Source organism: Nocardia sp. NPDC004168, from assembly GCF_040610355.1.
Taxonomy (GTDB): Bacteria; Actinomycetota; Actinomycetes; order Mycobacteriales; family Mycobacteriaceae; genus Nocardia; species Nocardia sichangensis.
Genome location: NZ_JBEXME010000001.1, coordinates 570,833 through 579,579, shown reverse-complemented (window position 1 = coordinate 579,579; position 8,747 = coordinate 570,833). Strand labels below are relative to the sequence as shown.

10 protein-coding genes are annotated in these 8,747 nt (G+C 67.5%); 8 read left to right on the top strand and 2 right to left on the bottom strand.

Translation table 11 applies throughout. From position 1 onward, the window contains the following. Nucleotide 1 precedes the first annotated feature (1 nt). The 4 genes from ABZW96_RS02895 (at nt 2) to ABZW96_RS02880 (ending at nt 3,519) form a co-directional block, all read left to right on the top strand. The gene (locus ABZW96_RS02895; protein WP_355070692.1) at nt 2-715 is read left to right on the top strand and encodes a hypothetical protein; all 714 of its coding nucleotides are present in this window, start codon (nt 2-4) and stop codon (nt 713-715) included. Between the two features lie 452 nt (nt 716-1,167). Beyond that, nucleotides 1,168-2,190, top strand: a complete 1,023-nt coding sequence (locus ABZW96_RS02890; protein WP_355070691.1) for a zinc-dependent alcohol dehydrogenase family protein — start codon at nt 1,168-1,170, stop codon at nt 2,188-2,190. A 165-nt stretch (nt 2,191-2,355) separates the two neighbouring features. Further along, a complete protein-coding gene (locus tag ABZW96_RS02885; protein ID WP_355070689.1) occupies nt 2,356-2,502 on the top strand; it encodes a hypothetical protein in 147 nt (48 codons plus the stop codon). Between the two features lie 39 nt (nt 2,503-2,541). After that, a complete protein-coding gene (locus tag ABZW96_RS02880) occupies nt 2,542-3,519 on the top strand; it encodes an NAD-dependent epimerase/dehydratase family protein (protein WP_355070687.1) in 978 nt (325 codons plus the stop codon). A 265-nt stretch (nt 3,520-3,784) separates the two neighbouring features. On the opposite strand, the gene ABZW96_RS02875 is transcribed toward ABZW96_RS02880, so the two are convergent. Continuing rightward, nucleotides 3,785-4,189: a MerR family transcriptional regulator gene (locus ABZW96_RS02875; RefSeq protein ID WP_355070685.1), complete on the bottom strand. Its 405-nt coding sequence runs from the start codon at nt 4,187-4,189 to the stop codon at nt 3,785-3,787. Nucleotides 4,190-4,256: 67 nt separating this feature from the next. Between ABZW96_RS02875 and ABZW96_RS02870 the strand changes: the two genes are divergently transcribed. After that, nucleotides 4,257-5,078 carry a TIGR03619 family F420-dependent LLM class oxidoreductase gene (locus ABZW96_RS02870; protein ID WP_355070684.1) on the top strand — a complete coding sequence of 274 codons (822 nt, stop codon included), beginning with the start codon at nt 4,257-4,259 and terminating at the stop codon, nt 5,076-5,078. Nucleotides 5,079-5,239: 161 nt separating this feature from the next. Further along, complete coding sequence (locus tag ABZW96_RS02865) at nt 5,240-6,106, top strand: TIGR03619 family F420-dependent LLM class oxidoreductase (RefSeq protein WP_355070682.1); 867 nt, start codon at nt 5,240-5,242, stop codon at nt 6,104-6,106. Between the two features lie 25 nt (nt 6,107-6,131). Here ABZW96_RS02865 and ABZW96_RS02860 read toward each other — a convergent pair whose 3' ends face one another. Next, nucleotides 6,132-6,521, bottom strand: a complete 390-nt coding sequence (locus ABZW96_RS02860) for an RICIN domain-containing protein (RefSeq protein ID WP_355070680.1) — start codon at nt 6,519-6,521, stop codon at nt 6,132-6,134. Between the two features lie 299 nt (nt 6,522-6,820). On the opposite strand from ABZW96_RS02860, the gene ABZW96_RS02855 reads away from it, so the two are divergent. Continuing rightward, entirely contained in the window at nt 6,821-7,177 is a 357-nt protein-coding gene (locus tag ABZW96_RS02855) for a hypothetical protein (protein ID WP_355070678.1), read from the top strand. A gap of 112 nt (nt 7,178-7,289) precedes the next feature. Further along, nucleotides 7,290-8,747: an NAD(P)/FAD-dependent oxidoreductase gene (locus ABZW96_RS02850; protein ID WP_355070676.1), complete on the top strand. Its 1,458-nt coding sequence runs from the start codon at nt 7,290-7,292 to the stop codon at nt 8,745-8,747.

The following is an 8,747-nucleotide window of genomic DNA, read 5'->3' as shown; positions in this document are numbered from 1 at the left end:
CGTGTCGGATGTCGCGATTAATCTGCCGGGCATGGTCAACCCCGATACGGCACTGCGCCGCCTTCTGCGCGAAACAGGAAAACTGCTACAGCCGTACGGGTTCCATGGCGTCGAGCCCACCTGGACACGAGTCGAGGCGCGCGGCGTCGCGTCCGTCGGCCGTACCCGCGTGACCCGCACATGGACCGACGGACAACAGGTCCTCGGCTTCGGGCTGACCTTGAAGGCCACCCCCACCCCGTGGTGGCAGTACTGCAACTGGCGCAACACACGACTGGGCCTGCCCCATGTACCGCTGGAATCGGCCACCGGCCCCGACCTGATCGACACTCGCTCGCTGTCCGATGAACTGACCACGCCGTGGATCCTGCGGCTCGACCCAGCGCAGACGGGCCAGCAGGCGTTGCAATCCGACATCGACGCCATCCGCGGCCAACTTCCCCGCCGCGTGCACGCCTACGCCCGCAGAGCGCTACGGCTGCTGGAAGCCGATCACTACCTCGACGAGTTGTCGTCCCAACCCGATCCGGGCATCCGGACCTGGGAAGCGATCGTCGTCCTCCTCGCCGACCGCGGACCAGGACCGCGCCTCGATGAGGCCATACGCCGCTTCCAACAGTGCACCACGGGACCGGACGCCTCGGCCTACGCGGACGATGTCGTCACTTACGCACGCACCCGAACAGCGGTCGGCGAAATCATCTGCGAGCGCTGAGTATGCGGATCGCGCCGGTGATCCGGCGATAATCGCGCCGATCAGGCTGGGGCCTATCTATCTTCGGCCCCGGCGGCGCATGCGCACGACCGCGACGATGGGCGGACATCGACGGACCGGCCGGACGAGATCGTGACACCGGCAGTGGGCCCCGAACGGTCAGGAGGACCGAGCACGCCGGGACAAGTGGGCTCGACCCGCGGGCCGGCTGGAGGTCGGGACGGCATCGGCGGCGCCGGGCGAGGTCGCCCCGGCCGGCGCGGCCACTTCGGAGCGGCGCAGTCCGGGGACACGACGTTCGGCCCGGCGGGAGACCGGCCCGATCGGGGGTCGACCGGGCATTCCCACTTCGACAACGGCATCTGGTCGCCGAGGTGTGAGCCGAGCCGTCAGCGGTATCCCGGCGCCGAGCCGATCGACAACGGACATCGTTTGTGAAGGAGGACCGAATCATGCGCGGAGTCGTCATGCACGCCCCCGGTGACGTGCGCGTCGAGCAGCGGGAGGACCCGAGGATCGTGGAGCCCACCGACGCGGTCATCCGCATCGCCGCGACCTGTATCTGCGGGTCGGACCTGTGGCCCTACCGCGGCATCGAGAAGCTGAGGGGACCCACCCCGATGGGCCACGAATACATCGGCGTGGTCACCGAGATCGGGCCGGAAGTGAGCACACTGAAAGTCGGCGACTTCGTCGTCGGTTCCTTCTTCGCCTCCGACAACACCTGCGAGATCTGCCGCGCCGGCTATCAGAGCCGCTGCGTGCACAACGTACCGATCGGCATGATCGGCACCCAGGCCGAGCAAGCCCGGATCCCGCTGGCCGACGGCACCCTCGTCGTGGTCCCCGCCACCCCCACGCCCGAGCAGATCCCGCACCTGCTCACGGCGTCCGACGTGCTCGGCACCGGGTGGTTCGCCGCCGTGGCCGCCGAGGCGGGTCCCGGCAAGACCGTCGCGGTCGTCGGGGACGGCGCGGTCGGGTTGCTGGCCGTGCTGGCCGCCGGGCAGCTGGGCGCGGACCGCGTCATCGTCATGAGCCGCCACGCCGACCGCCAGGCTTTGGCCCGCAAGTTCGGCGCCACCGATATCGTCGCCGAACGCGGTGACGCCGGTGTGGCCCGGATCAAGGAACTCACCGGCGGCCTGGGCGCGCACTCGGTCGTCGAAGCCGTCGGGACCCAGGAATCGATGGAACAGGCCATCCGGTCGACGCGCCCCGGCGGACACGTCGGTTATGTCGGGGTGAGCCACGATGTCGCGCTCGACGGCATGGAACTGTTCTTCTCCGGTGTGCACCTGCACGGCGGACCCGCGCCTGTGCGCCGCTTCCTGCCCGAATTGATCGACCTCATCCTCCGCGGCGACATCCATCCCGGCGAGGTCTTCGACCGCACCCTGCCCCTCGACGAAGCCGCCGAAGGCTACCGCGCGATGGACCAGCGCCGCGCCACGAAGGTCCTACTCACCCTCTGACACCTCGGGCCGCGCGCGATGCTACTCGGGATCGACGGCACCGCGCTGGTGGCGTGCGGAGAGGATGCGCTTCCTCGGCGCCGGCCGTACGGCGACCCGAAACTCTCGGGCGGATTCCGATACCGCACCGCGCGTGAAGACGACATCGGTGGGTAGGCCACGGACGTGACCGAACCCGGAAACAAGAAGGCACCCGAACTGGGCGACCAGACCGATACCTCCCACCCCGACGACCTGGACCTCGAAACCTACGAAACCCCGCGGGACGAAGACCGCAACGAGGAGGCGGGCGCGGTGGAGCCGCCCGACTGAGCACCGTTTCGCCCATGGCGGCAGGGGAATTCATGCTCCATGGGTATTACCGTCGCCGTCACCGGACCGACCGGCGAGATCGGCATCTCCGCTGTCACCACACTCGAACGCGACCCGGCGGTGGGCCGGATCCTCGGCATGGCCCGCCGCCCCTTCGACCCCGCCGCGCACGGCTGGACGAAGACCGAGTACCGGCGCGGCGACATCCTCGACCGGGCCGCCGTGGACGCCTTGGTCGCCGACGCCGAGGTGGTGATCCACCTGGCATTCGTGATCATGGGCTCGCGGCAGGACAGCGCACGCGTCAATCTCGAGGGCACCCGCAACGTCTTCGAGGCGACGGTGGCCGCCGAACGAGCCCGCCGCCTCGTCTACACCTCCTCGGTCGCCGCCTACGGCTACCACCTGGACAATCCTTCGCCCCTCACCGAGGACGTGCCGCCCGAGGGCTCGACCGAGCACTACTACTCCCAGCAGAAGGCCGCCTGCGAAGCCGCGCTCACCGAGATCACGGCGGGCTCCGACCTCGAAGTGTTCGTGCTGCGGCCGTGCATCGTGGCGGGTCCGAAGGCACCGGCCCTGCACGACCTGCCGTGGGCGAAACTTCCCGGCCCGCTGCGCGCTCTGGCCCGCGCGAATCCGCTGTTCAAGCCGATCGTTCCCGACCCTGGACACCCCCTGCAACTCGTCCACCACGACGACGTGGCCACCGCCATCGCACTGGCCGCCACCGCGGACGCTCCGCCCGGCGCGTACAACATCGCGGGCGACGGCACCCTCAGCCTGTCCGACGTGGTGACCGCGCTGGGCGGCAGACCGGTGCGCGTCCCCGCCTTCGCCGCCACGGCGACCTCGACGGCCCTCACCTATCTCCCCTTCGTGCCCGCCACCCTCGAGTGGCTGCACATCGTGCGCACCCCCGTCGTCATGGACACCAACCGCGCGAAGCAGCATCTCGGCTGGAAACCGGCGTACACATCGGCCGAAACCCTCGCGGCGCTCGCGGCCGCCCGCTGACCCGGATGCAATCCGCCTGCCGCGGATCGACACTCAGTAGCAGGACCGACTACCGCAGTGGATTAGTTCCACACGGCAGGCCCGGATGGCGACGTTGCGCGACCGCCTGACGCTGCATGACTTTCGAGGACCGATGCTGCTGGACGACGGGTTGCGGCGGACGGGCTGCGGCGGACGAGTCGAGCGGAGCAATGCGGCGCTGTGGCGGGCGCCTCCGTCGCCATGCGTCCGGCCCGCATAAGTGGTCCGAATATGCCTCGGCGACTCAGGATTCGGTCAGATGCAGATCCCGCCGCCGCAGTTGGCGACTCGTATGGGTACGCACCGCGTCGAGGTATTCGGCGATGGCCTCCCGGTTGCGGGTGAGGCAGTCGATGCGCCGGGACATGCGGGTCAGTTCGTCCTCGAGCAAGGTGAGCATTTCCGGCGTCGCCTCGTCGAACATGATGGAGCAAGGCTGGTCGAGGCAGGGCAGGATCTGTTTGATGATGCGGGTGGGCAGGCCGGCGTCGAGCAGTCCCCGGATCTGGCGAACGCGGTCCACCAAACGCTCGTCGTAGGTGCGATAACCGTTGCCACAGCGCTGCGCCGCGATCAAGCCCTGCTCTTCGTAGTAGCGCAGCAATCGCCGAGACGTGCCGGTTCGCTCGGACAATTCTCCGATACGCATATGTGTTCCACCTCATACCGACCCGGGTTGACCATCACATAGATGTGAAGGTTCGAGCATAGGGCTCATGAAGATAGGCATCACCACCTTCGTCACCGACGAAGGCATCAGCGGTCCGAAACTCGGTGTGGCACTGGAGGAGCGGGGGTTCGAGTCGATGTTCTTGGCCGAGCACTCCCATATCCCCGCGAGCCGCAGGTCCCCTGCCCCGGGCGGCGGCGAGCTGCCGCGGCCGTACTACCGCGCGGTGGATCCGTTCGTCGCGCTCGCCGCCGTCGCGGCCGTCACCGAGCGGCTGATCCTCGGAACCGGCGTGACCCTGCTGATCCAGCGCGACGTCATCCACACCGCCAAGGAGGTCGCGACGCTCGACCTGATCTCCGGCGGACGCTTCGTCTTCGGCGTCGGCACGGGCTGGAATCGCGAGGAGATGGCCGATCACGGCACCGATCCACGCACCCGCGGCGCACTGCTGGACGAGCAACTCGCCGCCATCCGGGCGATCTGGACCGACGAACTCGCCGAATTCCACGGCCGGTTCCTGGATTTCGAGCCGATGTACGCCTGGCCGAAACCCGTGCAGCAGCCGCATCCGCCGATCTTCCTCGGCGGCGCGGAGGCAGCGGCCGAACGCGCGATCCGCCACGGTGTCGGCTGGATCCCTGCCGCTGTGACCGATCCCGCCGAAATCCCCGCTCAGCTGTCCCGGCTCGACGGGCACGACCTGCCGGTCACGGTCGCATTCGTCGCGACGGATCCTGCCCTGATCGAGGGCTATGCCGAGGCCGGAGTGCAGCGGTTGCTCTTCGGCCTGCCGACCCTTCCGGAATCGGAAACACTGCACGCCCTCGACGAGATCGCGAAGGTGGCCGACCGGTACCTGGTTTGATCCCGCCATGCTCGACTTGCGTTGACATCGACGGCAAGGTTTACCGTGACGACGCCGGTGTGGTGCGGAGATCGCGAGTACGGCGATGCGGGCTCACACCGGCTCCGCTCTCCATCCGAGATGCTCCGCCGCTGGATTCGCGCCGACGCGCATACGAAGGGATGTCTGTGAAATTCGCGATCAGCTACAGCACGCCGTTCAACGGGACCGACCCCGATCGGCTCATCAGGTTTGCCCAGCATGCCGAGGAATGTGGTTTCGAGGCCCTGTACGTGCAGGATCACATCGCGTTGTACCCCGGCGCGTCCTACGGCGCTGGAGAACTGCCCGCGACACTGCCCTACTTCGATCCACTCGACTGTCTGGGTTTCGTCGCCGCGGCCACGCGACGACTGCTGCTGGGCACCGGTGTCCTGTTGCTGCCGTATCGCCACCCCGTGGTGCTCGCCAAGCGCCTGGCCACCATCGATGTCTTGTCCAAGGGCCGCATGCGGCTGCTCACCGTCGGAATCGGGGCCCTGCCCGGCGAGGCGCGGGCGGTGGGGGTGGACTTCCACACCCGCGGCCGCCGCGCCGACGAGGCGATCGACGTGCTGCGCCTGCTGTGGTCGGGCGGTCCCGACGGCGTCGGCTATCACGGCGAGTTCTTCGACTTCGACGCTCTCTGCAGTTACCCGAAGCCGCTCGAGGTGGCCGGACTTCCGATCCACGTGGGCGGATCGAGCCGGGCTGCCGCCCGCCGCGCCGGACTGCGCGGCAACGGCTACTTCGCGGGCGGAATGCTGGAGGAGGCCGAGCGCGATCTGCAGATCGAGGTGGCGCGCAAGGCGGCCGCGGAAGCGGGCCGGGACCCGGCCGCCTTGGAGTACACGCGCTGGGGCTCGGCCGATCTGTCGGCCGAGCAGGTCGGGCAACTCGAAGAACACGGCGTGACCCGGATCGTGGTCAACCTGACCACGGCGAGCGCCGAAGAACAGCACGACAAGATGTCGGAATTCGCCGAACGGTTCGGTCTCGCATCGAAGTAGCAGGCGGCAGCCGATCCGCGAACGCTCACACCTTCCGGAAAATCCACTTCTCCCGGTCGCTTTCCCGGTTGATCAACAGCTGCGGTCGATTGTTCACGATCACCCCGATGACGAATTCGTCGTCGCTGGTCGCGATCGGAGAAATCTCCGGGAAATCCGGCAGGTCCCAGCCGTAATGCTCCTCGCTGCACACCAGGTGCCCATTCGCACGGATCGCCGCGAGATGGCCGCCCGTTTTCTTGTTGACGATGTCGAAATCGCCCTCTTCGGGATTGGCCGGACAGGTCCACAGCTGCGCGTCGTCGTCGGCGGCACGCTGGCACATGGTCACGCTGTCCGCGGTGCCGTCGACCGCGAGTGCTTGGCCCGTCTCGTAGTTGATGATCTGGTAAGTCGTGGCAGTCTTTTCGGCCATGGTCTCGTCCTCACTGTGTGAGCGCACCGCTACCGGGCTCGACACCGCCCGTGACGCTGCGCTGATCTCGTAGTCGTCGTCCAAGGCGAATCGCAGACAGCAAGTACAGCAGAAACGGCTCCACATCGGAGCGGATTCCCGCAGCTGTATCCAGATCGCCGTCTCCGCTCCTCGATGCCGGAGTAATTCATCCGAAAGAGGTGAGGGAACGCACGGCCGCGAATTCATATGCTGCACCGGGCGAACGAGGTTCGCGCCATCGATTGCTGTCGAGCGCACGACCTGAAGGGAGACGACCGATGACCGATACCGGCATGGGAGCCAAGCGGAAGATCGTGTCTTTGTCCGCACCTACCGAGCAGCCGCCCGCCCAGAAGAGTTCGCCCGGCTGGTACAAGCTGTACAACGACACGGACGTGTACGTTTCGGTCTACCGGCAGGAATGGGACCAGCCCAAATCGCTGTTCATTCTCGCCCCCGGACAGACCAGCTCCGAGTACGAGGCGGGGCACGAGATCTACATCCTGTGGATCACCGATGTCGGCACCGAGTCGACCCCGATTACCTGGGACAGTTCCGGCGGTTTCAGCTGCGAGTACGTGCTGAGCGGGTACACGCAGGCGAACCAGGTGAACAACGTGAGCTCCTTCCAATAGGCGGGGCGATTGGGCGGGGCGATGAAGGCGCTGCGATATTTGGCCGAAAGTATGGATTTTCTGACCTCAGGTGTTTGGCATCGGTCTTTGTCCAGGTCATAGCGTTGTCGTCATGAGCACACCTTCGATCGTCATCATCGGCACCGGTTTCGGGGGGCTCGGCATGGCGATGGAACTCCAGCGTGCGGGCCTGCACGATTTCCAGATCCTGGAGCGGGCCGAGGACGTCGGCGGCGTCTGGCGGGAGAACACCTACCCCGGCGCGGGCTGCGACATCCCCTCGCCGCTGTATTCCTACTCCTACGCGCCGCGCACCGACTGGCCGAAGCGGTTCTCCCGGCAGCCGGACATCCTCGCCTACCTGCGCGGAATCGCTCGCGAGCACGATCTGCTGCCCAAGATCCGCTTCCGCGCCGAGGTCACCGAGGCCGAGTTCGACGACGCGACCGGACGGTGGACCGTGCGCACCGCCGACGGGGTCGAGCTGACCTGCGATGTGCTGATCTCCGCGGTCGGGCAACTCTCGCGGCCCGCGCTGCCGAACATCCCCGGCGTGGAGACCTTCCGCGGCACGGCCTTCCACTCCGCCGAGTGGGATCACGAAGCCGACCTGACCGGCAAGCGGGTGGCGGTCATCGGCACCGGCGCGAGCGCGGTCCAGTTCGTGCCCGCGATCGCGCCCTCGGTGGCGCAGTTGACGCTGTTCCAGCGTTCGGCCGCGTGGATCATGCCGAAACCGGACGTCGAGTACAAAGCCTGGCATCATCGCGCCTTCCGGCTGCTGCCGATCACCCGCCTGACCGAGCGGTTCGCGTTCTGGCTGTTCTGCGAGTTCCTCGCGCTGGGCATCGTCGACGTGCCGGTCATCCGCAAGCTGGTGACGCGGATCGGCCTGCGGCAGCTGAAGCGCCAGGTGGCGGACCCGGACCTGCGGGCCGCGCTGACCCCCGACTATCCGGCCGGCTGCAAGCGAGCGCTGTTCTCCAACGACTACCTGCCCGCGCTCACCCGCTCCAACGTGACGGTGGAGACCACCGCGATCGCCGAGATCACCCCGGAGGGCGTGCGCACCGCCGACGGCGCGCTGCACGAGGTGGACGCGGTGGTCTACGGCACGGGCTTCAAGGGCACCGAATTCCTTTGGCCGATGCGGATCTCCGGCCGGGGCGGCCGCAAGCTGGCCGACGAGTGGTCGCAGGGGGCCCGGGCCTACCGAGGCATCACGGTTCCCGGTTACCCGAACCTGTTCCTCGTCTACGGCCCCAACACCAACCTCGGCGTCGGTTCGATCGTCTACATGATCGAATCCCAGGCCCGCTATATCCGCCAGGCCGTCCAGCGTCTCGCCGAGCGGCCCGGCCACGTGCTCGAAGTGCGCCCCGATGTCGAGGCCCGGTTCGATCGCAGGCTGCAGCAGCGGCTCGACCGCACACCGTGGAACTTCTGCTCGAGCTGGTATCGCAACGCGGCCGGGCGAATCACCAACAACTGGCCGGGCACCGTCACCAGCTATCGGTGGCATACGCGCAAGGTCGACTTCGCCGACTACGACCCGAGGCGCGTCTCTTGA